Origin of the sequence: Haloferax namakaokahaiae (genome assembly GCF_042663225.1) — an archaeon.
GTDB classification, from domain to species: Archaea; Halobacteriota; Halobacteria; order Halobacteriales; family Haloferacaceae; genus Haloferax; species Haloferax namakaokahaiae.
On sequence record NZ_JBHTAA010000005.1, the window covers coordinates 1070556 to 1091564 of the forward strand.

Genomic DNA, 21009 nt, shown 5'->3' on the forward strand with positions numbered 1-21009 from the left:
GGGTCAGCGTCCCGCGGCGGCGAGGACGAGCGGCCACGGATTTTCGACGTGCTCACACAGCGTGGCGAGGAAGCGCGCCGCGTCCGCGCCATCGACGATGCGGTGGTCGAACGACAGCGAGAACGAGATGTGTTTTTTCACGCCAACGCCGTCGTCTTCCAGCGGAACGACCCGTTTTTCGATGGTGTTGACGCCGAGAATCGCAATCTGCGGCGGGTTGATGATGGGGTCGAACGACTCGACGCCGAGGACGCCGAGGTTCGAGATGGTGAACGTGCCGCCCGTCAGGTCGTCCATCGAGTAAGTCCCGTCCACGGCGCGTCGTGTGACTTCCGTGCGGCGCTCTGCGAGTTCGGGAAGCGAGAGGCTATCGACGTCGCGGACGACGGGCGCGACGAGTCCCTCGTCGATATCGACGGCCATGCAGATGTTGTGCTCGGCGTGGAGTGTGTGCGTCTCGTCTTCGAACGTCGCGTTGAACTCCGGATGCGCATCGAGCGCCGCCGACGTGGCGAGCAAGAGGAGGTCCGAGAGCGAGATGGGCGCGTCGAACGCTTCGGCCGCGACGTCCTTCGCCGTGAGGAGTTCCTCTGCTTCCGCGCTCCGATTGACCGTGACGTGGACCGACTCGCGGTAACTCTGGCCGAGTCGGTCGGCAATCGTCCGGCGCATGCCCGTCAGCGGGCGTTCCATCTCTATCTCCTCGACGCCGGGGTCGATTTCCTCGGCCGCGGCGGTCCCGCCAGCCTCCTGTTGGCCGCCAATCGCCGCGCGCACGTCAGACTCGGTGATTCGTCCGTTATCGCCAGTGCCTTCGAGTCGCTCGATTTTGACGCCGAGTTCGCGGGCGAGACGGCGGACCGTCGGGGGAGCGAAGACGCGCTGACGCTCGCCGGTCGTCGCTGCCGACTCTGCCGTCCCGGTCTCTGCGGCGGCCTCGATATCGCGCTCCGAGATTGCACCCTGCGGGCCGGTGCCCTCGACCGTCGAGAGGTCAACGCCGAGGTCGTCGGCGAGTTTCTTCGCGCGGGGCGATGCGCGTACGGGTTCTGCCATCGCCGCGCCACCGCCACCCGACCCGGCGGCCGCCTCGACGTCGGACTCGGTAATCGCACCCTGCGGGCCACTGCCGGAGAGGGTCGTGAGGTCAACACCCGCCTCGTCGGCGAGTTGTTTCGCACGGGGTGAGGCCCGAACTTCGGAGGGGGCGGTCGCCGACTCTGACCCCGTCCCCGACTCTGCGGCGGATTCGGCGCTCGCTTCCGGTGTCGGTGTGGCTGCCGACGCCGATTCGTCCGACTCGCTCGCCGACGCTTCGGCCGTAGAACTCCCGCTCGCGGCGGCTTCGAGGTCCGAGATGTCGGCGTCGGCCGGGGCGATGATGGCGAGTTGGCCGCCGGGGGCGATGGACTCCCCCTCGGGGAGGAGAATCCGTCGGATAACACCGTCTTCTTTCGCCGAAATCTCGGCCGTCGTCTTCTCGGACTCGATTTCCGCAATCGTGTCGCCTTCCGAGACGTCGTCGCCCTCGGAGACGAGCCACGCGCTGAGCGTTCCGGTTTTCATTTCGAGACCGAGTTTCGGCATCTTGACCGTGTACGTCATGGTAGCATAGTACACGACATATCATGATATAATTTGACCACTATTCTGGCTGTAGAAGGCCCAAAACGTCCGAATATTCAAGAATCGCTGATTGTAATCGATTGTTGAACGACGCCCGAACGAATCCGAGCGAAGCCGAGTGCGTGGGTCGCGCTGTGGGTGACGCGACAGGCCGATTCGAGCGCGCGGTGTGCCGCCACGAGTCGCGCGTCCAGCAGTTCGGTCGGCGAGTCGCGCATCGTCCGCGACCCGGGCGGGGCGCTCACCCGGACGAGGGCGCGAAAGAGCGGATTCAGCGAACGCCAGACGGGGTGGGTCGTTCGCGCGAGGTCAACCAGACAGAGCCGACCGCCGGAGCCGACGAGCGAGGTCCACGACGAGACGACCGCGGCGGGGTCGGCGAACATGCCGGAGACGAACGTTGCGAGGACGGCGTCGGCGTCGGTAATCGGCGGGTCCGTCGCGTCGGCGCGGACGAGGTGGACGTTCGGGTACGCGGCGAGACGTCGGCGGGCGACATCGAGTACGCCGGGCGAGAAGTCGATGCCGACGACGGTTCCCTCGGGGCCGACGCGGTCGGCGAGGTACGAGAGGTTCGCACCGGTTCCACAGCCCATCTCGACGACCGTCTCACCGGGAGCGAGCGACAGCGCGTCTGCTGCCTCGGTTCGCACCGCGTGAATCCACGGGGCGCGACGGGCAATCGTGTCGTACACCCGCGCCCAACGAGTGTAGAACGACTGGGCGACGGTGGCGGGGTCCGCCATCAGAGGAGGACGCGAGCGACCGACGCGACGGTCGGTGCGTCGGGACCGACGATGTACGTGATGGGTTCGATACCGTAGCTACCCGACTGGTAGACGACGAACGTCTCCGGCAGGTCGCGGTCTGCGAGTACCTCGCGCACGGGGTCGGTCGGCGCGTCGGGGTCGAACTCGATGCACTCGTAGCCCGCGGCTTCGAGTTCCTCGATGACGCCCGCGTCGTAGACGATGTTGAGCGTGGCGCGAGCGTCCGACCCGGCGGCGCGCGCAGAGAGCAGGACCGACGCGACGTGCTCGCTGACGCCGAACTCCGGGTCGCCGGGGACCGTCGCCTTACCCTTGATGTCGAAGATACGGCCGGGAATCGCGGCCACGTCGTCTACGCTCTCGGCACCGGGCAGGCACTCGACCAGATTCGACCCGACGTTCGGGATGAGACCGGCGAATCCCGAGGTGTTGACGAGGGTTCGGAGGCCGCGGCGGACCGACGAGCGAACCTGTTCGACGGTTCGGATTTCGCTGTCGGGGTCGTGGATGCTCTCGAAGCCGTCGAAGTCGGCGAGTTCGGGCATCGCCTCCTCGTGGAGGTCGGCGAGCAGGTCGCCCTCTTCGAGTTGTCGGATGAGGACTTCGGCTTCGACCAGTGCTTGGACGGGCGACATATCGCCCGAGGCGAGTCCCTTGCCGACGCGAGCGACGAGGTCTTCGACGCGCGGGTCGCCGGCGATTCGGTCGTTGACGCCGACCTCTCCGTGGGCGTACTTCGAGACGGCGCTCTGACTGATGCCGAGTACGTCCGCGACTTCGGCCTGTGTGAACCCGCGACTGCGCAGGTCTTCGGCGAGCAGTGCGCGGAAGGTGGGCAAGAACTCCTCGACGACGAGTTCTTCGATGAACCTCATTTCGTCCCACCGAACTCGGGGTCCGAACTGAGACGAGAGGCCTGCGGACCGCGCTGGCCTTGATACTTCGACCCGCGCTCGACACCGTACGGACGGTCCGCGGGCGACTTCATCTCGGTGAAGACGAGTTGCGAGATGCGCATGCCGGGGGTGAGCGCGACTGGCGCGGTGCCGAGATTAGAGAGTTCGAGCGTAATCTGGCCCTCGTAGCCGGGGTCCACGATTCCCGCGGTGGCGTGGATGACGACGGCGAGACGACCGAGCGACGAGCGACCCTCGACGGTTGCGAGCAGGTCGGCCGGAATCTCGACGCGCTCTTTGGTCGTCCCGAGGACGAAGTCGCCGGGGTGGAGGATGAAGTCGTCGCCCTCTGGTACGTGACTCTCGCGGACGTACTTCGAAATCTCGTCCTCGCGGTTCGGGTGGATACACGAGATGTTCGTCCGCTGGAACTCCAAGAACTCCGTACCGAGTCGAAGGTCGATGCTCGCGGGCTGGACCTGCATATCGATGTCGTCGATGGGGTCTACGACGAGGTCTCCTTCTTCGAGGCGGCGGAGGATGTCGGCGTCAGAGAGTATCATGCGCGAAAGAGCGCGATGGGACAACGTAAATCCTCCAGTTCTACGCGAGACTGATGAGGAACCCGACGAAACTCAGACTCACCGTGACGACGGCCGCATCGCCCACCGAGATATCCCGAGCACGCGCCAACCCGTAGGTCCGGACGTACGTCGCCCACGCGACGACGACGAGGGCGACGAGAGTGCTGACGAGGTCCAGCGGGGCGAGCGCGGCTTGTACTACGTTGAGCGCGCTATCGGGGTTCGACGGGAGGTCGAGACTGCCGAATTGGTAGACGAGATACGACCCGACGACGACGGCACGAACCGCACTGGGAACCATCCCCCAGCCTGCGACGGCGAGCGTGTCAGTAAACCGCCCCGACCCGCCGACGAGGGTGCCGCCCAAGTGGAGGACGACCGCTTCGAACAGCCACACGAGGGGAGTCCCGACGAGGACCGCCCACGGAATCCAGCCGATTTCTTCCCACACCAAGTCGCCGAGGCGTTTGTCGAGCGTCTCGGGGACCGACGAGTCACAGCCGCTGGGCATTGGCATGTCTTCGAACCCGCCGCCCGCTTCGTAGTTTTCGCACATGTGGTCGGGCCAGTGGTTCGGGTTATCGACCGCGACCGTTTGGTCGAGTTGTTGGGTGAACGTCCAGAGGATGCCACCGGCGCTGACCGCGACGACGAGCGTGGCGACCGCGACGACGAGCGCCGCCCGTTGGAGGTCGAGCGGTGGTGACTTCGAATCGAAGTACGCGCGCGGCTTGAGGAGAGGCGTTCGGGGACCAGCCATTGGCGGAAGCATCCACCTATCAAATAAATGTCTTGTCATCGTTCGTGATGGGAGGACATTTAGGCCGTCGCCGGGGAGTACACCGCATGAAACAGGCCATCGTCGCACGAGCGGACCTCGGCATGGGTCGGGGGAAACTCGCCGCACAGGTCGCCCACGCCTCGCTCTCCGCCTACGAAGACGCGGACAGAAAGACGCGAACCAAGTGGAAAGGCGTCGGCCAGAAGAAAGTCGTCCTGAAGGCCAACGGCGAACAGACGCTCTTCGACCTCGCCTCGAAAGCCGAGCGAGAGGGTCTCCCGCACGCGATTATCCGCGACGCGGGTCACACGCAACTCGACCCCGGGACGGTGACCGCGCTCGCGGTCGGTCCCGCCGAAGACGACCTCGTTGACCGCGTGACGGGCGACCTTTCGCTCTACTGATGCGCGAGGCACACCCCCTCGAACAGCAGGTGGGAATCGACTACTACGTGAGCGACGCCGACGGAATCGGCGGCACGCTCCGCGTCGAACCCGAGGACTTCCACGTCCGCGAACTCGAACTCGACTCGCTGAACGTTCGTCCCGTCGATGCGCCCACGGGTGACTTCCCGACCCTCCTCCTTCGAGCCACCCTCCGCGGGTGGGACACCAACGATTTCGCCGGCCGCCTCTCGGACGAACTCGGCGTGAGCAGAGAGCGCATCTCGTGGGCGGGCACGAAGGACAAACACGCGGTCACCACCCAACTGTTCTCCGTCTACGGTGGCGACGCAGAGGACGTACCGGAACTGCACGACGCAGATATCGAAGTCGTCGGCCGATTCGGTCGAAACCTGAGCTTCGGTGACCTCGCAGGCAATCGGTTCGGCATTCGCGTCCGCGACCCAGATGCACCAGAAAACATCGACGCGATTACCGACTCGCTCGAATCGTTCGCCGGGCGTGACGACATGGTCGGCGTCCCCAACTTCTTCGGCCACCAGCGATTCGGGAGCATCCGCCCGAGCACGCACACCGTCGGCCTGCACGTCCTCCGCGGCGAGTGGCGCGAGGCAGTGCTCGCCTACTGTGGCAATCCGAGCGAGCGCGAACCCCCAGAGACGCAGGAGGGTCGCGGAATCGTGGACGAGGAAGCCGACTCCGCGAACCCCGACTGGCACCGCGCCCTCGACGCGATGCCGGGCTATCTCGGCTACGAGCGCGGGATGCTCCACCGGCTGGCCGAAGACGGTGCCGAAACCGACGACGACTGGCGCAACGCACTGGAATCCGTCCCGTCGAACCTCCAGCGCATGTTCGTCAACGCCGCGCAGTCCTACGTCTTCAATCGCGTCCTCTCCGAGCGCCTCGAACGCGGCCTGCCGTTTGACAGACCAATCGAAGGCGACGTGGTCTGCTTCGCCGACCGGGACGCGCCCGAGGGTCTCGAACTCCCCGACGTGGACCGTCTCCAGACGGCGACCGGAAAACGCGTGGACGTGATGGCCCGCCACACCGAGCGCGGCCGGGCGTTCGTCACCGCGCCGCTCGTGGGGACCGAGACGGAGTTAGCCGAGGGAGAACAGGGCGACATCGAGCGGAGCGTGCTCGACGAACTCGACCTCGAACAGTCCGACTTCGACCTTCCCGGCGAGTTCCACTCGACGGGCACCCGACGCGCGATTCTCGTGCGGACGGGTCTCGATATCGACGACACGACGTTCGAGTTCTCCTTGCCGCACGGGTCGTACGCGACGGCCGTGTTGCGCGAGTACCTGAAGACGGACCCCGTCTCGCTCTGAGTCTCGCCGACTCTCACTCTCGCCGACCCGCCTTCTACTCTGTCGCCGTTGCGATGTAACCAATCGTCCCGAACGGGAGTGCGAACAGCGCCGCGACGACGGCGAACGTGAGCGCGAACCCGACCGCGCCGAGGTCGAAGCCTGCTGCCTCTGCGGCGGGCGGGAAGTACAGCCACGCCGGAATCGCAAAACAGGCTGCCGAGACGATTGCGCCGGTTCGGAACAGACCGCGAGCGGCCGCGGTGCCGAGTGAGTAACCGACGACGGCGGGGAGGACGAGCGTCACCGCGTGGGAGGCGACCGGTCCGACGAGGACGGAGGCGATGGCCGCACTCACGGCCACCGGGCCGACGGTGTAGGCCGCCCCGGCCATGACCGACTTCGTCTGTGTTCGCCCGGCGACGATTGCGCCGAGCGAGGCCAGAAAGGCGACGACGACGCCCGCGACGACGGCGGGGCGGTCGCGCGCGAACACGGCCACGAGCGGCAGGCAGGCCGAAAAGACGAGCGCGAAGACGTACTCGGCCGTCGTCCGCGTGTTCGAGACCGAGCTCGAATCGAGAAAGAGCCGAAAGCCGCTCGCCGAGAGCCACGCGAGTCCCGCGAAGAGCATCGTCGAGAGCGGGGCCGCACGCCGGAGATACGAGAGAATCGCTTCGCCGGTTGTGACGGCCGAATCGAACAGTTGGAGCGCGAGACGCACGGTCGTCTCGGGGTCGAGCGCGAGCGCGACGAGTCCGAGGAGACCGGTGAAGGCGACGGGAGAGAGGGATGCTAAGAGTGCCCGGCGACGCATATGACAGGACGTATCCGACGGATTACCAATAGTTTTCGCCCGTCGCGTGTCACGATTGAGAGATAAACGACCTTTTGTACGCCCACATCCGACCACCGACTATGCACTGTGGGCGGTGTGGCACGACGCTCGAGAAACCCGGAGACTACTGTCTCACCTGCAACACCGCCAACTGCGACGCCGTCATCGCCGTCTTCGAACTCTCTCGCGCGATGCTCACCTTCCTCGACGAAGAGGACGTGGTGGGCACGACGACGGTCACGACGATTCCCGAGGACGACGACGGCGAGACCAAGGTCGTCCAACTTCGCAACTTCGCCGGTCTCGTCGCCGACGAAATCCGACGAAAGCGTCCCGAGACGGTCTACGCCGCGGGCGAGCGCGAACCCCTCCGCGAGACGCGTGCGCAACTCCACTACGAGTTCTATCGCATCGCGGACACCGACGACCCGGTTTCGACGGTCCTGAGCCAACGCGGCGAGCGCGCGTTGGAAGTCGTCGATACCCCACCCGCAGAGAAACTGGGCGGGTCGCACACGACGGTCATCGGCGGGCGACAGGGTCGTCGCGCAATCGGCGTCGTCGCCGGCCACCCGCACGTGAAGAAGGTGATTCCCGGCCCCATCGACGCGGGCGGAAAAGGCTCACAGAAGGGGTTGCGGGCGAAAGTCACGCGCGCCGACGACAACGGCAACGTTCGGCTGCTTCTCAGAGACGGCTCCAGCGTGCAGGAGAATCGGCTGGTGACGACGGCGATGAACCGCGAGACCGGCGAGCGCGTCCGCGACGATTTGAACGAGGCGCTTCGTGAAGACGGGTTGCAAGAGGAGTGAACGGGCTTAGGGTGCGGCAAACGACCAGAAGGTCGAACCTCGCGTGCTTCCAGTCTGGATTGTGACTCGGTTCGAACCGACGATAGGAGTACCGGCGACGCCCGAGTCGAACGAAAACCTCCCGAGACGACACCCGTTTTCGGTATCGAACGCTGTGAGATATTCGTCGTCGGTACTTGCTACAGCGACAAAGGCCCCTTCGTCGCTGATGACCGGTGTACTGCTTCGTCCTCGTGTCTTTGCTTCCCAGTGGTGCCTGCCATCGTCCGGGTCGAACGCCGTCAGTTGCCCCTCTCCTTCGGGAATCGTTCTAGAGGTCGCATATCCAACGCAGTCTGTGATGGTCAACTCCCCTCGAAGCTCTTCATCTTGCCATACTCGTTCCCCGGTCGTTGTCTCGAATGCCACCAGCGCCTCTCTCGTCGATGCGAGAACTCGCTCGTCAGAGACAGCGGGTGATTGATATCCTGGGTTACTTCTACTAGTTTGCCACCGGGTACTGCCGTTGTGTGTTAGTGCAACCAGTTTGCCACCCATCGAACAGAATAGCCCGTCTTGGTTTCCGTCGAGGTAGCGTGGAATCGGAAGCCGTGAACCATCTGCAGTGAACTGTGTGAAGATTTGGGGCGTCCCGGTGTCGGTATCGAAACTGTATATGCGACTGTATGGTTCGTCAGCCTCGAACGATGGTGTGTCGAGGTTTACGATACCTACAAAGAGCGTCTTTCCAACGAGCGCCGTCGCCTCCTCAATAATCGACACAGTCTCTTTCTTTCCGGGAGCTTCGAACACCCAGCCTCGTTGGCCGCTCTCCCTGTCGAGTGAGATGGCGTGTCGATATCCGATACACAGAACCCATTTTTCAGTAGCCAGCAGTTTGGCTGGTGTGAATCCCTCAGCGAGTGCATCGTTCGACGCTCGCCAGCGTCGTTCTCCCGAGAGAGCGCCGAGCGCGAAGATTTCACGCTCGGTTGCAACGTACACTTTTTTCGAGTCGGTGGTAGCGGCTGTCGGTCTACGAGTGGTGTCAAATCGCCACACGTCATCCTGCGCCCACTGATTGTCGCACTGGACATCTTGGGGCGTTTCTTCCGGTGTGGCTGTGTCCGTCGTTCTGGACGAATCAGATGCAAACGAGCGCGTGGTTGTCGTTCGCGCATCGGTAGTTCCGGTAGGGACCGTCCGTTGGCTACTCCCACACCCTGTGATTGGGACGAGGCCAGCAACGAGAGAAGAGAGAACGGCACGTCGTGAGGGCATAGCAAGAAACTCAAATCAGACCACAATAAATCCCAGTTGACTGATGTGATTGTTCGATTCGGAATCTCATCAGCGCATCAGTCACGAGCTCTGGTGCCCTCACACACGTCGAGTTCGGGGTTTGACTCTCATTCCTCGGTCACGAGCGGTTCCCACAATCCCCGTTTGAGTGCTTGCCGTCCGTAGATGAGCACCCCGGCGACACCCATGAGGGCGAACGCCGCGGCGACGGCCGTAAAGCGGTCGAACAGCGTCACCGTGAGTCCCCACACGCCGAACGTCGCCCAGAGGATGAGGTTGTAGCCGACCGTGTCGCCGAGCGGTTTGACGCCGCGAAGTCCGGCGACGGTGACGAGGAGCGCCGCCGCGAGGACGACCACCGGCGATAGCCGCGGGGAACCATATCCGACGAAGACGAGTGCCAACAGTGCGACCAATACGCCACCGGCAACAGCGCGCGCAGAGACCGACTGTACCAGCGTGGACATACGCAGTAGTCAGGAGCCACGCAGAAAATTCTTCTTGAAATATCGACACGACGGCGTTCGAGTTGGCAGTTCGAATCAGGCCGACTCGCCTTCCTCGCCGGTCGGAATCTCGATTGGCGCTGCCGGAATCCCGTGTTCACGATACCAGTCGAGCGTCGTCTCGATAGCCTCCTCCAGCGGTGTCGCGGTCATCGCGTCGCCGAACGCCCGTGTGAACTTCGAGTCGTCCACGACGTAGGGGTTCTCGTAGATGTAGCTGATTTCGGCGAGTTCTTCGAGTTCGTCGCTGACGATTCCGCCGACGCTGAGCAGCCATCCCGACGCGGAGATGATGCGCGGGTAGTCTGGGAAGATACCGGCGGCGTCGTAGACGAGGTAGACGAATCGTCGCGTCGAGACCGTCTCCGGGTTGGGGACGTGCCACGCTTCGCCGAGTGCGTCGTCGCGTTCGCCGAGCAGGACGAGCGCGCGCCCGAAGTCGGGGACGTAGGTGTAGGTGTGTGGGAGCGCCGGGTCGCCGAGGACGCGGGCGCGCTTGCCCTGTGCGGCGGCACTGAAGACCATCTCGCCGACGACGGATTCGCGGACGCCGGGACCGAAGAAGTCGCTGGCGCGGCCGATGGTCGCCTCGATTCGCCCCGCCTCGTGGGCGTCGAAGACGAGTTCGGCGCACTCGGCGCGGGCCTTCCCTTTGGGGTCTCTCGCCGCGTACGGGAGGTCTTCGGTGAGTCGCACGTCTACCGGGCCGTACATGTAGAGGTTCTCGGCGACGACGAGGCGCGCGTCGGCGGCCTCGACGCCCGCGATGATGGCGCGAGTCATCGGCGGAAACAGTTCGGGCCACCGGTCGTACGGCGGCTGGGCGCACTGATAGACGACGTCCGCGCCGTCGAACGCGTCCGCTGCGGCGTCGGGGTCTGAAACGTTGGCGCGGCGGTGCTCGACACCGTCCGGGAGCGACACGTCGTCGTGGCGAGTGACGACGACGATATGCTCACCCCGCGAGTGGAGGTGTTCGACCACTGCCTGTCCGACCGGTCCCGCTCCGATGACGAGGTGAGTTGTCATAGCACATACTACGCCGGGAACGGAGAAAATCGTGCCGAGGGCCCGCAATGACGAAGACGACTCGTAGGGTTTATTCATGCCGAAGGGGTAGTTGCCGACACTATGGCCGAGAAAAAGGCACGATCCGTTGGCAGTGCCGGGCGCTTTGGTGCACGGTACGGCCGCGTCGCCCGCCGCCGCGTCAAGGAAATCGAAGCAGAGATGCGAAACTCGAAGGTTGACGGCGACGACGTCACCCGCGTCGGAACCGGTATCTGGAAGAACGAGAAGACCGGTGAGGTCTTCACTGGCGGCACCTACCGTCCCCAGACCCCCGCAGGCAAGCAGGTCCGCCGCTCCATCCGCGCCGCACTCGCTGGCGAGGACGAGTAACCACTTCACGCTTCGATTCTTCACATCTCACAATGAGCTACAAGTGTTCCCGATGTAAGCGCGACGTCGAACTCGACGAGTTCGGCGGCGTTCGCTGTCCGTACTGTGGGCACCGCGTTCTCCTCAAAGAGCGCACGCCCAACGTGAAAGAAGTCAACGTCGAGTAACGTGCGCCCCGCGCACAGCGCTTCGCTCGAATTCGACTACCCCGACGAGCGGCGCGCACGTCTCGTCGAACGGAGTATCGCCGTCGAGGTCGGCGAAATCGACGATGCGCGCTCGGGGGCGAGCGTCCACCGCGACGGCGAGACCGTCGTCGTCACCGTCGAAGCCGGCGATTTGGTCGCCCTCCGCGCCGGGATGAACTCCTGGATTCGACTCGTGGAGACTGCTGAGACGGTCTCACAGGCGGGCGACCGCCACACTCATTCTGCGTAGGAGACCGCGGGTGTTTTAGGCCCGGGACCACCAGTGTCCGGGTATGCAGGGAAGTCTGCCGCCAGAAGCACAAGAGAAACTCGAAGAACTCCAGAATCTGCAGGAGACGGCGCAGAACGTCACCGAGCAGAAGCAGTCCTCCGAGAGCGCGCTCGCGGACGCCCAGACGGCGCTCGAGACGCTCGAAGGCGTTGACGGAGAGACGAAGATGTACCGCGAAGTCGGCGAACTCCTCGTCGAGACGGACTACGAGACGGCCAAGGCCGACCTCGAAGAGAAGGTCGAGACGCTCGAAATCCGCGTCGAACAGCTGACGAAGCAGGACGAGCGCGTCCAAGAGAAGTTCGAGAGCCTCCAGCAGGAACTGCAGGAGATGCTCCAGGGCGGCGCTGGCCCGATGGGTCCCGGCGGCGCATAAATGGCTGAACCGACGGACGAAGACGTGGTCACGACCGCCGCCGAGGCGGCCGAGGGTCTCATCTTCGCCCGTTTCAAGCAATCGAACGTCAAAGACTTCGACGTCACCGTGACGTTCGAAGACGGCGTCCTCGACGTTGATGTCTACATCAACGCGCCCGACGACGCCGACGACGCCGACGCGGTCGCCGAAGAGGCGGCACGGACGGCACAAGAGGCCGTGGACGAACTGTTCGCGGCCGCTGACGACGCCTAACCTCGGACCGTTTTTTCGGTCCGTGTTTTCTTCTCCGTGAGTCGCCGGAACATCTATCGTTAATGATGGTGTATGTTAACGTATGTCAATTAGACGCGCACCCAGAGGGACGACTGCGTTAGACCGACTCCGCGACCACTACACCGACGCCGAGCGGGTCTGCCGTCAGTGTGGCTACGACGACCAGGGCGGACAGTGGAGCGCGAGGACGACCGGTGACCGCGTCCTCTACCGCCACGTCTGTCCGAGCTGTGGTGCCATCGAGACGCGCACGCTGGCGTTGAAATAAGAAGTCCGACGGGTGTGCGTCCGTCTTCGAAGCCCCGAGCGCAGGCTACGCGAGGAAGAACACGAGCAGACTCACGGCCATCGCCACGAGAATCGTCGCCAGTGCCAGCGCGCCGCCCATCGAGACGACTGCGTTCGCATGACTGGCGAGCGTCTCGGTTCGGTCGTTGCCGAAGATAGTCACTTCTACTCGCTCGGTTGCCATCCCCGCGCTGACGGGTTCGCAGTCGCCGACGGCTTCGGCGGTGAGTCGGGAGATAGTCGCACAGAGTTCGTCGTGGTCGATGGCCGCGCCGACCTGGTTGTCGGCCTCGACGGTGTTGACGATGTGCGTGTCCGTCGTCATCACCTCGGCCACGTCGGCGGGGGCGTCCTCGCCGTGGACGAGTCCTTCGACGATTCGGTCGCGGAGACCCGGTTCCATGTTGTTGCCATCGACGAGGACGTACGCCGTTCGCTGGCCGTCCACGTCGGTCACGGCGACGCGGATGCCGAGCGGGCCGATACCCTCTCGTGGCGTCCAGTCGGTCTCGTCCCACGCGGTCCCGAGTTCGAACGTGCCGCGTCCGCCGCTGGCGAGTTCGTCGCCCGCGAGACCGGCGGCCTCTATCATGTCGAACGAGCGCGTGCTCCCCGGCGTGACGTGGCCGAGGTCCGGCCCTTCCAACCCGTTGTTACAGTTGTGGGCGTCCACGAGCAGGACGTTCCTGAGACCGGTCGTTCGGGCTTCGGTCGCCGCCGACAGGCCGACGGCGTACTCCACGTCGTCTGCGAAGTGAGGTGCGTACGTCGAGACGAGCATGGCGTCGTCGCCGAACGCTTGGCCGAGCATCTTCGACTCGCCGGATTCGACCCGGACGCTCCGGGTCGCTGCGTCGCTGTACTCGATTTTGTCGAGGGCGCGGTCGGCCGCGTCGAGGACGACGTCCACCTCGCGCTCGGTGACGAGGTTGAAGTCGTGACCGGCGGTCGCGTGCGGCGGGAAGGCCATACCCTCCGCCCGGCGCGCGACTCGCTCGGGGAAGTTGCCGCCGCCGATTTCACCCATCGGACCGGGGTGAATCATCGGCAGGACGAATCGCGCCTTCTCGGTGCCGTCGTCGCGCTGGAAGGAGAGCACCGTCACCGGGACGATGGCTTCCTGTCCGAGTTGCTCGAAGAAGTCTTCGAGTTCGCGGGTCCCCTCGGCGATGTGGCCGATGAAGCCCCGAATGAAGTCGAGGACGGAGACGCCGAGGCTTCGACGCCACGGGCGGTCCACGACGTAGAGGAAGCCGTAGACCGAACAGGCGTAGACGACGCACATGATGAGTAGGAACTGGAAGTGACTCGGCGCGATGGCCGAGAGTTCCGGCGGGGCGCGGTCCGGGCGGGCGAGATACGGGAGGAGGTATGCTTCGAGGATGGGACCGCCGACGGAGACGAATCGCAGCGTGCCGCTGTAGATGAACAGCAGCAGGGCCGCGGTGACGGTCTGAATGCTCGCCGGAACCGCCGCGATGAGCATCGACGACCGCGAGACGGCCATGATGATGAGCAGGCGGAAGGCGAACACGGATGCGAGTGCGACGACGAGCGCGTCGAAGATGAAGCGCTGACCGAGACCCGTAAAGACCGACACGATAGACGCCAACGTGAGGATGGCGATGATGAGCACCTCGCCCGCGAGTGCCAGCAGTGAGGAGCGGTTTCGCGTGAGTTTCCCGCCGACGAATCGGTCCACGCCAGTGGTCCCGAACGCGGCGACGACGGTGGGAATGCCGATGAAGAAGATTCCCTCCCACGCGTCTCTGCCGATAAAGAAGATACCTCGCCACGAGGGCGCGAGGTCGCCCGAATCGAACGCCGCAATCCCGGCCATGGCGGCGACGAGCAGGGCGAACCCGAGACTCGTGTACCAGTTGGGGGCGCGGAAAATGAACCGCGATAGCCCCGCGAGATCGCTCTGCGTAGAGGTCATTTGCCGAACAGACAAAACGAAGGGGGGTAAATGTCTCGGCTTCTCGCCACGAACTGGTATACGGCGATTCGACCGAGGAGTGTGTGGCGATTCGACCGGGGCGTGAGAGGGTGCGACTCGCAGACGAGCGCCGGCTTACTGCTCGCAGAGCGCGATGAAGTTCTCGAAGACTTCTTCGCCCTCGTCGGTGTGGGCGACTTCCGGGTGCCACTGGACGCCGTAGAGGTCGCGGTCGGTGTTGCTGATAGCCTCGATGTCGCACACGTCGCTGGTCGCAGTGTGGGTGAAGCCCTCTGGAACCTCCTTCACTTCGTCGGCGTGACTCGCCCAGACGCGGGTTTCGGGGGCGAGCGAGCCGAGAAGTGGGTCGTCTTCGTCGAGGATTTCCACGTCCACGTCGGCGTAGCCGCCGTACTCGCCGCCGCCGACGCGGCCGCCGAGTTCGTTTGCGAGAATCTGCATGCCGAGACAGATTCCCAGCACGGGGACGTCGAGGTCGAGGTAATCGGCACTGCGGCCGATGCGGTCCATGTCCGGGCCGCCGGAGAGGACGATACCGTCCGCGTCGATGTCCGCGGGGTCCGTGTCGTTCGAGATGAGTTCGGATTCGACGCCGAGGTCACGGAGCGCACGCTGTTCCAGGTGCGTGAATTGTCCGTGGTTGTCGATAACGACGATTCTGGTCATGTGCGGCGTTGGACCACCGTGCCTAAAAGTGAATCGAAGACTGTCCGATATGCGCGTATCTGTGCATTAGATTGGCACATTTCAGACTCATTCGTCGAGACGGTCACGTGCCGAGCGAAAGCCGAACTCGTCCATCTCTTTGCTTCGTCGTGACTCTCGGGCGGCGATTGCCTCCGGGTCTGGCGAGGCGTCGTCGTCGATGCGGGCAAAGGAGTTGTGGACCTTCGCGTGACACCACCGACAGAGCGAGACGGTTATCTCGTGGGTCGGCTCGGGACCGTCGCTGCTCCCGTACGAGAGGTGGTGTTCTTCGAGGAGCGGTCTCGCGGTCGAATCGTGCGCGAGTCGAATCTCTTCGAGTCCACAGCGAGCGCACTCGCGGCCGTCGGTGGTCGCGCTGTAGTGCGGACAGTCGGTGAACTCGCATCCGTCTTCGGCGGCGACACACTCGTAGTTCTCACGTGCGCGCTCGCGGGCGAACTGCGGGTCGCGGTCGGCGTACTCGCGGGCCAACCGACAGTGGCCGTCGCCCGTGAGGTGGTCGCACCGGTCGGCGTAGTCGTAGGGGTCGTCCACGCCAACGGGCGTGCCGGTCGGCGTTCGCTCCATGGTCGCGCTGAGGTTGGCACGAGGGGAAAACGTTGCTCTCGCGGATGGCGGTCCATCGTGGTGTGGTCTGGCATTCATCCCGTAACGAGTTGGTTCGTATCCAGCACGCTCAGCGGAGCATTGATGAGAGATGGTGAGCTATTCGGGTATGTGAGACTCGTACACCGTCGAAACGGGGACCACACGACGCTCGCAAAAACCGTCGAGACGGCAGACTCGCTCATCTCGAAGACGCGCGGCCTGATGTTCCGCCGCGACGTGCCCGACGACTACGCGCTCGTCTTTCGGTTCAACGATGCGGACCGACACAGCCTCCACATGCTGTTCGTCCCCTTCGACATCGACGCCCTCTGGATAATCGGTGGTGAGGTCAGAAAGAAGAAACGCCTGTCCGCGTGGACCGGCATCGGCTTCGGGATGGCAGACACCATCGTCGAACTCCCCGCAGGTGCCGCCGAGGATATCGAACCCGGCGACCTCGTCGAACTCGACGAGTAACCGCTTCGGCGACCACGCAACTCATACGCCATCCGTGGCGCGAACGCGCCAGACGTACGCGCCAGTATGGAGTCGGGCCGGTCCGGAGTAGACACCAAATTCTGTCTGAACCCTCGCTTTTATACACTCTTCGACAGATGTGTTCAATTACTATGTCGGAACCTACCACACCGACGGAGGATAGAGTAAGTCGTCGTGAGACGGCTGGCTGTGAAATTCTACGCGAGTGATACCAAAGGCGATTTTCCTGTGAACAACACGTATTCGGGCGTTCCAGTCGGAACGCTCAGTGGCGATGCCGTACAGTTCCTCGATACAACACTCCGCGATGGCGAGCAAGCGCCGGGCGTCTCGCTGTCGCCCGACGAGAAGGCGAGCATCGCTCGTGCGCTCGACCGTGCGCAGGTCGATTACATCGAAGCGGGGAGTGCCTGCACCGGGCCGGGCGAGCGCGAGACCATCAAGCGCGTCACCTCGCTCGGTCTCGACGCGACCATCACGAGTTTCGCGCGCGGCGTGCAAGGCGACGTTGACCTCGCGCTCGACTGCGACGTGGACGGAATCACGCTCGTCGTCCCCGCGAGCGAGCGACACATCGAGTCCAAGGTCGGGACGACCCGCGACGGCGTCCGCGAGACGACCGCCGACCTCGTCGCCTACGCGAAAGACCACGGTCTGTGGGTCGAAGTCATCGGCGAAGACGGGTCGCGCGCGTCGGCGGAGTTCCTCGAATCACTGGCGCGCGTCAGCCACGACGCCGGCGCGGACCGCTTCTGTTTCGCCGACACCGTCGGTCACACGAGTCCCGAGCACACCTACGACGTCGTCTCTCGACTCGCCGACCTCGGGCCGACCTCCACGCACACCCACGACGACCTCGGGTTGGCGATGGCGAACGTCCACGCCAGTCTCGCCGCGGGCGCTGACCTCGTCCACACCACCGTCAACGGCATCGGCGAACGCGCCGGCAACGTCGCACTCGAAGAAGTCGCAATCGCGCTCCACCACTGCTACGACGTGGAGACGGTGAAACTCGACGAACTGTACAGTCTCGCCCAGACGGTCGCGTACGCGACGGGTATCGCCCTCCCGCCGAACAAGGCCGTCGTCGGCGAGAACGCCTTCACCCACGAGAGCGGCATCCACACCGACGGCACGCTGAAGGACGACGCGATGTACGAACCGTACTCGCCGGAGACGGTCGGCCGCGAGCGCCGTCTCGTCCTCGGCAAGCACGCTGGCCGCGCCGGCGTCAAAGCCGCCCTCGACGAACACGGCGTCGAGGCGACCGACGACGAAGTGACTGCCGTCGTCCAACGCGTCAAAGAACTCGGCGACAAGGGCAAGCGCGTCACCGACGCCGACCTGCTCGCGTTCGCCGAGGACGTACAGGGACGCGAACACGACCGCCGGGTCGAACTCCTCGACCTCACGGCCGCCTCCGGCGGTGGAATCCCGACCGCGAGCGTCCGACTCCGCGTCGAAGGCGAGGAACGCGTCGCCTCTGGCACGGGGTCAGGGCCGGTCGATGCGGCGGTGAAAGCCGTCAGAGAAGCACTCGGACCGGACGCGGACGCCCAACTCGACGACTACCACGTCGATGCGATTACCGGTGGCACCGACGCCGTCGTGACCGTCGAAGTGGCGATGTCCCGTGGTGACCGGCGCGTCTCTGTCGCCGCCTCCGACGCAGACATCACTCGCGCCAGCGTCGAAGCGATGGTGGACGCGCTCGACCGCCTGCTCGCGTCGAAACCAGCGGTTCCGAACGTCTCCTCGGCGGACGACTAATCGACTCGAAAAACCCGTTTTCAGCGCGTCTCTTTGGTGACGAGGTACGTCCAGCCACCGCGGCGCTCGAATCCAATCGCGTCCTCGCCGAGTTCGGTCTCCGCGTAGTCGGCGATGCGGCCGGTGCTGACGGTCGTCACGTCGATTCGGCGAGTGTCTCGGTCCGAGGTGGCTTTCTCTGCTACGTTCGCGCTCATACTCTGTGCGACGATGCGAGGGGATATGTATCGAATCCTAGGAGAGTGAAAGTGAAATCGACAGACTGCGGCGGGTCGTGTCACGGTGTGACAAATCAGGTGGTGACGAGTCCGAGTTGGGCAAAATGCCACAGATTTCGGGCGGTACAAGTTCGCTGAACGCCTAGAGGTAGTGTGCCCACCGAGCGATTCGTCGTTCTCGTCAAACCCTCCGCCCGCCGACGGAACGGCGCAGTCGGGCGACTCGTCAATCAACGCGGCGCGCGGCACGTCTTTTCCTCCCGCGACGACGCCGCGTTGTGGGCGCGCGGACTGTCGAGCGACGGCGAGAACCGCGTGTGGATTCGCCGTGCCGACCCGCGCGACGAGAGTGACGCGGACGCCTATCTGGTCGGGCGTCGGCTTGCTGGGCGACAACTCGACGGCGCATTCGACAAGCGTCGGCGACGACTTCGCGGCGGGGTAGAAGTCGCGGAGTTGGCACTGGACGCGTTTCTAGATTAGGTGGACGCCGTACCCGCCGAACAGGAATCCTCGAAAGGCGAGCATGAGAGCGACGACCAGCGCGAGCGCATCGAATTTCTGTTTCAGCGAGTAGCTCATCGGTTGAGGTTCGTGATGGTGGCCAAACAGCTACTTCGATTAGGTTCGATTCGCCAGCCCCGGTCCGAACGCGTAGATGATTACGATACCGAGTAGCAGTCCGAATCCCGCACCGGGTGGCCCTAAGAGTTGGAACCCCTCCACCGCGAGCAGTGCGAGGAGCATGAAGATGAGCGCATCGAGTCGGAGGCGGAGTTCGTCGTCCATGCTACCGGGTCGTGTTAGAGATTTGATTAAATTGTGGGCATGTGATGAGGGGGCGAGGGTGAGATTTGAACCTCACTCGCAACGCTTCGCGTTGCTCGCTGGTTCAAACTCACCGGTCGTCGCACACACCGACACACGCTGGGCGAGAGACATGAACGTCTCTCGCCGGGTGGTGTCGAGAGAAGCGCCGAGGGTGAGATTTGAACTCACGTGTCCGAATGGACAGTAGATTTCGAATCTACCGCCTTGGCCGGGCTAGGCTACCTCGGCTTCCACTACTTCGTACCTCGCGCACCATTTAATCGGTTTCGATTTCGACAGCCCATGTCGGGGTGAACCAAGGACTAAGTGGTATCCACGCGCCACACACCTCATGGAAATCCAACGCGCGAGCGAGACGTGCGCGGACGTGCTCGACGCGATTTCGACCGCGGTCATCGCCGAGCGGTCCTTTCTCGAAACGGTCCTCATCGGCGTCCTCGCACGCGGCCACGTCCTCCTCGAAGACGTCCCCGGAACCGGGAAGACGCTCACCGCCCGAAGCGTGGCGACGGCGTTGGGGCTCTCGTTCTCCCGGATTCAGTTCACCCCCGACCTCCTCCCCGCCGACGTGACGGGGACGAACATCTACGACGAACGCGAGCGAGACTTCGAGTTCTCGCCCGGTCCTATCTTCGCCAACGTCGTCCTCGCCGACGAAATCAACCGCGCACCCCCGAAGACGCAGGCGGCGCTCCTCGAAGCAATGGAAGAAGGGCAGGTGACCGTCGATGGCGAGACGCACGAACTCCCGTCGCCGTTCTTCGTCATCGCCACGCAGAATCCCGTCGAACAGGAGGGGACGTTCACGCTCCCCGAGGCGCAAATCGACCGCTTCGTCGTCAAATCGGCGATTGGCTATCCGGACCTCGACGGCGAGATAGAACTCCTGCGCCGCCGCGCCGGACGCACCGAGCAGAGTCCGCACGTCGAGACGCTCCTCGACCGAGACGCCGTGGTCGGACTCCGAGGTGCACCCGAGCAGGTCCGCGTGGACGACGACCTACTGAGCTACATGGCGGAACTCACCCGCGCCACCAGAACCGACCGCCTTGTCCGGATTGGGGTGTCTCCCCGCGGCACGCAACGACTGTTCGAAGCCGCGCGCGCGCATGCAGTCATCCAAGGGAGAGAATTCGTCACCCCCGACGACATCAAGCGCGTCGCCCAACCCGTGCTCGCACATCGCCTCGTCCTGACGCCCGACGCGAGGGTCGAGGATGTGGCCAAGTCGGCCGTCGTCGAAGACGTGTTGGGGAACGTGTCGGTGCCGACGCTGGACTGAGTTCGTTATTCGATTGGTCGGTAGTAGCTGAGGTACGTGCGGTCGAAGTCGTGGTCGTACATCGACGTCGCCGCGTCGTTATCGACGTGAGCGGTGATGCCGAGATGTTCGCAGTTCCTCTCTGCGGCCCACTGTTCGACGCGTTCGATGAGCGCCGAGGCGACGCCCTGTCTGCGATAGGCGGGTTTGACGTACAGGCCGTCGATATGAGTTCGGGGACCGCGGGTGTAGACGGGTGGACTGTCAAATCGTCCGGCCGAGATGTGCGCGACGAGCGTGTCGTCTGTTTCGGCGACGAGTAGAATTTTGTCGTCGTCGTTGAGCCAGTAGTCGCACGAGGCGTCCGCAACGCCGTCGTCGTCCAACTCGTTGAACTCCGGTGCTTTGGCTTCTGAATCCTTGAGCCCCGGAATCAGGAGTTCGTTCGTTACTACGGTCGTTTCTGCGTCTGTTGGTCGTCGAATCTGCATCGTGTCTGTGTGAGTCTCTGAGAGTAGTCGCTAAGCGGGACAGCGA

At 64.2% G+C, this 21009-nt stretch carries 28 protein-coding genes and 1 tRNA gene; 13 read left to right on the forward strand and 16 right to left on the reverse strand.

Features of this window, described 5'->3' with window-relative positions; translation table 11 throughout:
* Positions 1–3 precede the first annotated feature (3 nt).
* The 5 genes from ACFQJC_RS13085 to ACFQJC_RS13105 all read right to left on the reverse strand — a co-directional run bounded on the left by ACFQJC_RS13085 (position 4) and on the right by ACFQJC_RS13105 (position 4636).
* Positions 4–1605, reverse strand: coding sequence for a 2-oxo acid dehydrogenase subunit E2 (locus tag ACFQJC_RS13085; protein ID WP_390224175.1), 1602 nt, complete (start codon positions 1603–1605; stop codon positions 4–6).
* A gap of 77 nt (positions 1606–1682) precedes the next feature.
* Positions 1683–2372, reverse strand: coding sequence for a class I SAM-dependent methyltransferase (locus ACFQJC_RS13090; protein ID WP_390224177.1), 690 nt, complete (start codon positions 2370–2372; stop codon positions 1683–1685).
* Positions 2372–3271, reverse strand: coding sequence for a thiamine-phosphate synthase family protein (locus ACFQJC_RS13095; protein ID WP_390224179.1), 900 nt, complete (start codon positions 3269–3271; stop codon positions 2372–2374). The genes ACFQJC_RS13090 and ACFQJC_RS13095 overlap by 1 nt, the downstream gene beginning before the upstream one ends.
* Positions 3268–3855, reverse strand: coding sequence for a dCTP deaminase (gene dcd, locus ACFQJC_RS13100; RefSeq protein ID WP_390224181.1), 588 nt, complete (start codon positions 3853–3855; stop codon positions 3268–3270). The genes ACFQJC_RS13095 and dcd overlap by 4 nt, the downstream gene beginning before the upstream one ends.
* A gap of 40 nt (positions 3856–3895) precedes the next feature.
* Positions 3896–4636: a Yip1 family protein gene (locus tag ACFQJC_RS13105; RefSeq protein ID WP_390224183.1), complete on the reverse strand. Its 741-nt coding sequence runs from the start codon at positions 4634–4636 to the stop codon at positions 3896–3898.
* Between the two features lie 86 nt (positions 4637–4722).
* On the opposite strand from ACFQJC_RS13105, the gene pth2 reads away from it, so the two are divergent.
* Together pth2 and truD are read left to right on the forward strand one after the other, a co-directional pair.
* A complete protein-coding gene (gene pth2 / locus ACFQJC_RS13110; RefSeq protein ID WP_390224185.1) occupies positions 4723–5061 on the forward strand; it encodes a peptidyl-tRNA hydrolase Pth2 in 339 nt (112 codons plus the stop codon).
* Positions 5061–6401 carry a tRNA pseudouridine(13) synthase TruD gene (gene truD, locus ACFQJC_RS13115; protein ID WP_390224187.1) on the forward strand — a complete coding sequence of 447 codons (1341 nt, stop codon included), beginning with the start codon at positions 5061–5063 and terminating at the stop codon, positions 6399–6401. Before pth2 ends, truD begins: the two co-directional genes overlap by 1 nt.
* A gap of 34 nt (positions 6402–6435) precedes the next feature.
* On the opposite strand, the gene ACFQJC_RS13120 is transcribed toward truD, so the two are convergent.
* Positions 6436–7197, reverse strand: a complete 762-nt coding sequence (locus ACFQJC_RS13120; RefSeq protein WP_390224189.1) for a hypothetical protein — start codon at positions 7195–7197, stop codon at positions 6436–6438.
* A gap of 101 nt (positions 7198–7298) precedes the next feature.
* Between ACFQJC_RS13120 and ACFQJC_RS13125 the strand changes: the two genes are divergently transcribed.
* Positions 7299–8030 carry a DUF2103 domain-containing protein gene (locus tag ACFQJC_RS13125; RefSeq protein WP_390224191.1) on the forward strand — a complete coding sequence of 244 codons (732 nt, stop codon included), beginning with the start codon at positions 7299–7301 and terminating at the stop codon, positions 8028–8030.
* 6 nt (positions 8031–8036) lie between these two features.
* Here the strand turns inward: ACFQJC_RS13125 and ACFQJC_RS13130 are convergent, their stop codons facing one another.
* The 3 genes from ACFQJC_RS13130 to ACFQJC_RS13140 all read right to left on the reverse strand — a co-directional run bounded on the left by ACFQJC_RS13130 (position 8037) and on the right by ACFQJC_RS13140 (position 10846).
* Complete coding sequence (locus tag ACFQJC_RS13130) at positions 8037–9290, reverse strand: outer membrane protein assembly factor BamB family protein (RefSeq protein ID WP_390224193.1); 1254 nt, start codon at positions 9288–9290, stop codon at positions 8037–8039.
* A gap of 128 nt (positions 9291–9418) precedes the next feature.
* Positions 9419–9778, reverse strand: coding sequence for a hypothetical protein (locus ACFQJC_RS13135; protein ID WP_390224195.1), 360 nt, complete (start codon positions 9776–9778; stop codon positions 9419–9421).
* Between the two features lie 75 nt (positions 9779–9853).
* Positions 9854–10846, reverse strand: coding sequence for an NAD-dependent epimerase/dehydratase family protein (locus ACFQJC_RS13140; protein ID WP_390224197.1), 993 nt, complete (start codon positions 10844–10846; stop codon positions 9854–9856).
* Between the two features lie 102 nt (positions 10847–10948).
* Between ACFQJC_RS13140 and ACFQJC_RS13145 the strand changes: the two genes are divergently transcribed.
* The 6 genes from ACFQJC_RS13145 (at position 10949) to ACFQJC_RS13170 (ending at position 12618) form a co-directional block, all read left to right on the forward strand.
* On the forward strand, positions 10949–11218 hold the full coding sequence (locus ACFQJC_RS13145) for an eL43 family ribosomal protein (protein ID WP_390224198.1): 270 nt from the start codon (positions 10949–10951) through the stop codon (positions 11216–11218).
* 32 nt (positions 11219–11250) lie between these two features.
* A complete protein-coding gene (locus tag ACFQJC_RS13150) occupies positions 11251–11385 on the forward strand; it encodes a DNA-directed RNA polymerase subunit P (protein WP_151110295.1) in 135 nt (44 codons plus the stop codon).
* 1 nt (position 11386) lies between these two features.
* Positions 11387–11656, forward strand: coding sequence for a KEOPS complex subunit Pcc1 (locus tag ACFQJC_RS13155; protein WP_390224200.1), 270 nt, complete (start codon positions 11387–11389; stop codon positions 11654–11656).
* Positions 11657–11699: 43 nt separating this feature from the next.
* A complete protein-coding gene (locus ACFQJC_RS13160) occupies positions 11700–12074 on the forward strand; it encodes a prefoldin subunit beta (protein ID WP_390224202.1) in 375 nt (124 codons plus the stop codon).
* Positions 12075–12329, forward strand: coding sequence for a DUF3194 domain-containing protein (locus ACFQJC_RS13165; RefSeq protein WP_390224204.1), 255 nt, complete (start codon positions 12075–12077; stop codon positions 12327–12329).
* Between the two features lie 82 nt (positions 12330–12411).
* The gene (locus ACFQJC_RS13170; RefSeq protein WP_390224205.1) at positions 12412–12618 is read left to right on the forward strand and encodes an HVO_0649 family zinc finger protein; all 207 of its coding nucleotides are present in this window, start codon (positions 12412–12414) and stop codon (positions 12616–12618) included.
* Between the two features lie 45 nt (positions 12619–12663).
* Here ACFQJC_RS13170 and ACFQJC_RS13175 read toward each other — a convergent pair whose 3' ends face one another.
* From ACFQJC_RS13175 to ACFQJC_RS13185, 3 genes are all read right to left on the reverse strand, one after another.
* A complete protein-coding gene (locus tag ACFQJC_RS13175) occupies positions 12664–14577 on the reverse strand; it encodes a DUF2070 family protein (RefSeq protein ID WP_390224207.1) in 1914 nt (637 codons plus the stop codon).
* A 135-nt stretch (positions 14578–14712) separates the two neighbouring features.
* Positions 14713–15264 carry a GMP synthase subunit A gene (locus tag ACFQJC_RS13180; protein ID WP_390224209.1) on the reverse strand — a complete coding sequence of 184 codons (552 nt, stop codon included), beginning with the start codon at positions 15262–15264 and terminating at the stop codon, positions 14713–14715.
* Between the two features lie 87 nt (positions 15265–15351).
* Entirely contained in the window at positions 15352–15873 is a 522-nt protein-coding gene (locus ACFQJC_RS13185; protein ID WP_390224211.1) for a DUF7097 family protein, read from the reverse strand.
* A gap of 150 nt (positions 15874–16023) precedes the next feature.
* On the opposite strand from ACFQJC_RS13185, the gene ACFQJC_RS13190 reads away from it, so the two are divergent.
* Positions 16024–16371, forward strand: a complete 348-nt coding sequence (locus ACFQJC_RS13190) for a DUF192 domain-containing protein (protein ID WP_390224213.1) — start codon at positions 16024–16026, stop codon at positions 16369–16371.
* A 249-nt stretch (positions 16372–16620) separates the two neighbouring features.
* Positions 16621–18162 (forward strand): (R)-citramalate synthase, encoded by a 1542-nt coding sequence (locus ACFQJC_RS13195; RefSeq protein WP_390224215.1) that lies wholly within the window; start codon positions 16621–16623, stop codon positions 18160–18162.
* Between the two features lie 20 nt (positions 18163–18182).
* Here ACFQJC_RS13195 and ACFQJC_RS13200 read toward each other — a convergent pair whose 3' ends face one another.
* Complete coding sequence (locus tag ACFQJC_RS13200) at positions 18183–18359, reverse strand: hypothetical protein (protein WP_390224217.1); 177 nt, start codon at positions 18357–18359, stop codon at positions 18183–18185.
* Positions 18360–18533: 174 nt separating this feature from the next.
* Here ACFQJC_RS13200 and ACFQJC_RS13205 point away from each other — a divergent pair, with 174 nt between their 5' ends.
* Positions 18534–18863 (forward strand): DUF8081 domain-containing protein, encoded by a 330-nt coding sequence (locus ACFQJC_RS13205; protein ID WP_390224219.1) that lies wholly within the window; start codon positions 18534–18536, stop codon positions 18861–18863.
* Positions 18864–19001: 138 nt separating this feature from the next.
* Here the strand turns inward: ACFQJC_RS13205 and ACFQJC_RS13210 are convergent, their stop codons facing one another.
* The gene (locus ACFQJC_RS13210) at positions 19002–19169 is read right to left on the reverse strand and encodes a hypothetical protein (protein ID WP_390224221.1); all 168 of its coding nucleotides are present in this window, start codon (positions 19167–19169) and stop codon (positions 19002–19004) included.
* Between the two features lie 185 nt (positions 19170–19354).
* Positions 19355–19439, reverse strand: a tRNA-Ser gene (locus ACFQJC_RS13215).
* Between the two features lie 103 nt (positions 19440–19542).
* On the opposite strand from ACFQJC_RS13215, the gene ACFQJC_RS13220 reads away from it, so the two are divergent.
* Positions 19543–20493, forward strand: coding sequence for an AAA family ATPase (locus tag ACFQJC_RS13220; protein ID WP_390224223.1), 951 nt, complete (start codon positions 19543–19545; stop codon positions 20491–20493).
* Between the two features lie 5 nt (positions 20494–20498).
* Here ACFQJC_RS13220 and ACFQJC_RS13225 read toward each other — a convergent pair whose 3' ends face one another.
* The gene (locus ACFQJC_RS13225; RefSeq protein ID WP_390224225.1) at positions 20499–20963 is read right to left on the reverse strand and encodes a GNAT family N-acetyltransferase; all 465 of its coding nucleotides are present in this window, start codon (positions 20961–20963) and stop codon (positions 20499–20501) included.
* Positions 20964–21009 lie beyond the last annotated feature (46 nt).

What these genes read in the sequence shown, in the direction of transcription:
- ACFQJC_RS13180 (WP_390224209.1), bottom strand. Translation starts at nt 15,264, where the DNA reads ATGACCAGAATCGTCGTTATCGACAACCACGGACAATTCACGCACCTG.
- ACFQJC_RS13150 (WP_151110295.1), top strand. Translation starts at nt 11,251, where the DNA reads ATGAGCTACAAGTGTTCCCGATGTAAGCGCGACGTCGAACTCGACGAG.
- ACFQJC_RS13105 (WP_390224183.1), bottom strand. Translation starts at nt 4,636, where the DNA reads ATGGCTGGTCCCCGAACGCCTCTCCTCAAGCCGCGCGCGTACTTCGAT.
- ACFQJC_RS13120 (WP_390224189.1), bottom strand. Translation starts at nt 7,197, where the DNA reads ATGCGTCGCCGGGCACTCTTAGCATCCCTCTCTCCCGTCGCCTTCACC.
- ACFQJC_RS13200 (WP_390224217.1), bottom strand. Translation starts at nt 18,359, where the DNA reads ATGAGCGCGAACGTAGCAGAGAAAGCCACCTCGGACCGAGACACTCGC.
- ACFQJC_RS13145 (WP_390224198.1), top strand. Translation starts at nt 10,949, where the DNA reads ATGGCCGAGAAAAAGGCACGATCCGTTGGCAGTGCCGGGCGCTTTGGT.
- ACFQJC_RS13160 (WP_390224202.1), top strand. Translation starts at nt 11,700, where the DNA reads ATGCAGGGAAGTCTGCCGCCAGAAGCACAAGAGAAACTCGAAGAACTC.
- ACFQJC_RS13125 (WP_390224191.1), top strand. Translation starts at nt 7,299, where the DNA reads ATGCACTGTGGGCGGTGTGGCACGACGCTCGAGAAACCCGGAGACTAC.
- ACFQJC_RS13140 (WP_390224197.1), bottom strand. Translation starts at nt 10,846, where the DNA reads ATGACAACTCACCTCGTCATCGGAGCGGGACCGGTCGGACAGGCAGTG.
- ACFQJC_RS13185 (WP_390224211.1), bottom strand. Translation starts at nt 15,873, where the DNA reads ATGGAGCGAACGCCGACCGGCACGCCCGTTGGCGTGGACGACCCCTAC.
- ACFQJC_RS13170 (WP_390224205.1), top strand. Translation starts at nt 12,412, where the DNA reads ATGTCAATTAGACGCGCACCCAGAGGGACGACTGCGTTAGACCGACTC.
- dcd (WP_390224181.1), bottom strand. Translation starts at nt 3,855, where the DNA reads ATGATACTCTCTGACGCCGACATCCTCCGCCGCCTCGAAGAAGGAGAC.
- ACFQJC_RS13095 (WP_390224179.1), bottom strand. Translation starts at nt 3,271, where the DNA reads ATGAGGTTCATCGAAGAACTCGTCGTCGAGGAGTTCTTGCCCACCTTC.
- ACFQJC_RS13130 (WP_390224193.1), bottom strand. Translation starts at nt 9,290, where the DNA reads ATGCCCTCACGACGTGCCGTTCTCTCTTCTCTCGTTGCTGGCCTCGTC.
- ACFQJC_RS13135 (WP_390224195.1), bottom strand. Translation starts at nt 9,778, where the DNA reads ATGTCCACGCTGGTACAGTCGGTCTCTGCGCGCGCTGTTGCCGGTGGC.
- ACFQJC_RS13085 (WP_390224175.1), bottom strand. Translation starts at nt 1,605, where the DNA reads ATGACGTACACGGTCAAGATGCCGAAACTCGGTCTCGAAATGAAAACC.
- ACFQJC_RS13090 (WP_390224177.1), bottom strand. Translation starts at nt 2,372, where the DNA reads ATGGCGGACCCCGCCACCGTCGCCCAGTCGTTCTACACTCGTTGGGCG.
- ACFQJC_RS13175 (WP_390224207.1), bottom strand. Translation starts at nt 14,577, where the DNA reads ATGACCTCTACGCAGAGCGATCTCGCGGGGCTATCGCGGTTCATTTTC.
- ACFQJC_RS13220 (WP_390224223.1), top strand. Translation starts at nt 19,543, where the DNA reads ATGGAAATCCAACGCGCGAGCGAGACGTGCGCGGACGTGCTCGACGCG.
- ACFQJC_RS13210 (WP_390224221.1), bottom strand. Translation starts at nt 19,169, where the DNA reads ATGGACGACGAACTCCGCCTCCGACTCGATGCGCTCATCTTCATGCTC.
- truD (WP_390224187.1), top strand. Translation starts at nt 5,061, where the DNA reads ATGCGCGAGGCACACCCCCTCGAACAGCAGGTGGGAATCGACTACTAC.
- ACFQJC_RS13165 (WP_390224204.1), top strand. Translation starts at nt 12,075, where the DNA reads ATGGCTGAACCGACGGACGAAGACGTGGTCACGACCGCCGCCGAGGCG.
- pth2 (WP_390224185.1), top strand. Translation starts at nt 4,723, where the DNA reads ATGAAACAGGCCATCGTCGCACGAGCGGACCTCGGCATGGGTCGGGGG.
- ACFQJC_RS13225 (WP_390224225.1), bottom strand. Translation starts at nt 20,963, where the DNA reads ATGCAGATTCGACGACCAACAGACGCAGAAACGACCGTAGTAACGAAC.